Origin of the sequence: Solemya elarraichensis gill symbiont (genome assembly GCF_002021095.1) — a bacterium.
GTDB lineage: Bacteria > Pseudomonadota > Gammaproteobacteria > Chromatiales > Chromatiaceae.
This window is the reverse complement of record NZ_MPRK01000211.1, coordinates 1-2,908: the sequence shown is the minus strand read 5'-3', so window position 1 is coordinate 2,908 and position 2,908 is coordinate 1. Positions and strand designations below refer to the sequence as shown.

The window sequence follows — 2,908 nt, the reverse complement described above, 5'->3', positions numbered from 1 at the left end:
GAGTTATTTTGATGAGACTGGTGCTTGATGCCAGGGGATTGGTCCGCCTGGAAGGTGTTAATTGATCAAATAATGATCAGTTAAAATGGTATCCGTGCCTCTATTTCGAGTGAAAATCGGAATCCCGACAAAGAATCGAGACATGCCATACTATATTGGGATTATTCGAGGCGCCCTTATGTAAAAAAGTTGACAGGCCGTGTTACTGCACCATAGGGTAGCAAAAGTCATGAGTAGTGTTACTTTTTGACCTTTGCATTATCGTATAGAACAAAAGTTTACTGGGATAAGCGACTATAGATGTATACAAGTGCCAGTCATTGCCTTCATCGCTAAACGTTGGCTTTTTAGACATAAATATCTACCACGAACCTAGTCGTGGTGCTTACTTGTGTCAATGTGAATTCGATCCTGCTAGGTGTGATACTGAGACTGCTCAGGTATTGGGTATCACATTGCCTCACGCTATTTTAAGAAGTGTAAAGAAAAGGCGAGCTGAGTTTATTGCCGGAAGGTACATGGCCAAGCTATGCCTCAAACATTTTTCGGTAGCAGATTACGATGTCGACATTGGAGCCCATCGAGAGCCAATTTGGCCTTTGGATATTATAGGCACTATTTCACATTGTGCTAATCAGGCTGTTGCTTTAGTTGCGAAACGTTCATCCTATAGATTCGTTGGAATTGATATTGAACGATTTATAAATAAACGAAATGCAGAGTATATTGGATTTAATATTCATGATAAATATGAATTTTCTTTATTGTTGGAACAAGGGTTCAGTAATTCCGTTATAACAACACTAATATTTTCTGCTAAAGAAAGTTTGTTCAAGGCAATATTTTCATACATTAAAAAATACATTGATTTTGAGTGCGCTCGAGTTACCGAAGTCAATGTTTATGAGCGGTCATTAGTTCGGGCGCTTAAACCATCTTTATCGTACTACTGCTACGGTTGTAATGAGTTTAAATGTTATTACTTTATGACTGAAACAAGTGTGACAACGATAATACTAGAATAATTGTTCAGTCGTATAAAGTCGGTTTGTCTTATATCTAGTGCAGTGGTTTATGAGGCTCTTCATAAACATGGAATACCGATAGTTATATTATGGCTACAGAATTTTATATTTGCAACAACGTCTCGGGGATAAGTAGGCACATCATAGTGGTTCCCTATACAAGAGAAACTGAAAGGGGCATATAAAAAATCTACCCCAGTGTGCAGCAATATATTGGTGAGTAATGAGTATATTATTATGAGATTACGTAAAGCTACCGGTTATGAACAGCTTCAGTGGCAGCGTTATAGACACACCCATGACGATCCAGGCCTGACATTGAGTTACCAATTTAAAATATCCGGAGATGTTGATTTTCAGATATTGAACTCTGTATTGAAATCAACAATTTCAAATGGGTTTACATGTCTGTTAGGTTACTTTTGGGAGAGGGGTAATGTGCTTTTAGTCGGCAGGAATCGATTGCCGACCCAAGTGTTAGATATCGTTACCGAAGAGTCACAATGGACAAACTCAGAGCCTATTGACCCATGCGGCGATAAGTTATTTAGATTTTCCTGTTTTATAGAGGATGAAAAAATCATTGGCTTGAAACTAGAGTTTAGCCACTTGGTTTTTGACGGTGAGTCTTATCAATCATTTATAAATACATTGTCTGACTATTGGAATCGTCGAGAAAGCCTGAATGACGAGGTTAGGGAAGATGAGGATCTGTCATTCCTGCAAATTGGTGAAGCGCCCCTTACTGAGGCTTCCGTAGATTTTTGGAAAGCAAATTTACAAGGCATGCGTCCGTCGCAGCCTCTACCGTTCTGCTTTAGAACCCCGAAAGGAAAAGGCGTATATCTCACGGTCAAGCGTACGTTAGTTATCAATCCTACGCAAGGCGCTAAATCAACGCTGGAGGGGGGGGGACTCAATTAGTTCGCTATTGAAGCAACGCGGACTCACCATGTTCCAATTTGTCGTAGCAGTTACCGCCACTGTTACAAGATTGTATTCAGTGATGAAGAATCATGATGAAGAAACTATTACTATCGCTCATACGGTCAACTGTCGGGGCGGACATCAAGCCTATGGCTGCTTTACCAATCTGATTCCACTATTCGTCAAAGTCAATCTTGATCAAACAGGCGCAGAATTGCTTACATCCGTCCAACAGAAGAGAGAAGCAGTACGTCCGCATCAAAACACACCTACTTTGCAATTAATTGAGTGGGCGCCCTACCGCGACAATCACGGCAGCCGTATACTTAATCTGGGCGTGAATGCTTCTGACGGACTTATGCCATACGCCGTTCCTGTGTTGAAAGGATGTGATGTGGAACTGACTAAAAGTCCAAACACAGGAGGTCAGAGTGATCTCGCCATCAATTTCAGTAGCGATGGCGATAAGTTGTTTTTGTCTTTCGATTCTTCATCACACATTCTAGCTAGGGAAACCCTAGCGGCGCTGGCGGATAATTTTGTCAAAGTCGCAACTTTTATCGCAGCATCACCAGATCGTCCGGTATGTGAATGTCGAATAAATCAGTCTTTGACGTCGGTTATCTGTGGCGAACGCAATGAGGTTGCACCGAACACGCCTATTCTGGAAAAGATGGCACAGGTTGCCAAGCAGTACGCCAATGCGTCCGCCATTAGTGATGAGCGGATAAGCCTGAATTATCGTCAAGTATGTGTCGCCATCGGCAATCTGTATAGCAAAATCAAAAAGCATTTGAATGTCTCTGCGGAGTACATAAGTATAGGCGTATTGCTGGAGCGAACGGTGGCGTTGCCAGTTGCTTATCTCGCTGCTCTGGGATCTCAGCGCGCTTTCACTCCAATGGACCCGCTGTTGCCGGATGAACGGCTCGGCTAGATGATGGACGTGTCCAAGG

3 protein-coding genes are annotated in these 2,908 nt (G+C 42.2%); all 3 read left to right on the top strand.

Features of this window, described 5'->3' with window-relative positions; translation table 11 throughout:
- The first annotated feature begins 320 nt into the window (after positions 1–320).
- Complete coding sequence (locus BOW51_RS09140; protein ID WP_217349025.1) at positions 321–1,025, top strand: 4'-phosphopantetheinyl transferase family protein; 705 nt, start codon at positions 321–323, stop codon at positions 1,023–1,025.
- A 237-nt stretch (positions 1,026–1,262) separates the two neighbouring features.
- Positions 1,263–1,949 carry a hypothetical protein gene (locus BOW51_RS09135; RefSeq protein ID WP_078477453.1) on the top strand — a complete coding sequence of 229 codons (687 nt, stop codon included), beginning with the start codon at positions 1,263–1,265 and terminating at the stop codon, positions 1,947–1,949.
- Positions 1,950–1,977: 28 nt separating this feature from the next.
- A complete protein-coding gene (locus BOW51_RS09130) occupies positions 1,978–2,889 on the top strand; it encodes an amino acid adenylation domain-containing protein (protein ID WP_078477452.1) in 912 nt (303 codons plus the stop codon).
- Positions 2,890–2,908 lie beyond the last annotated feature (19 nt).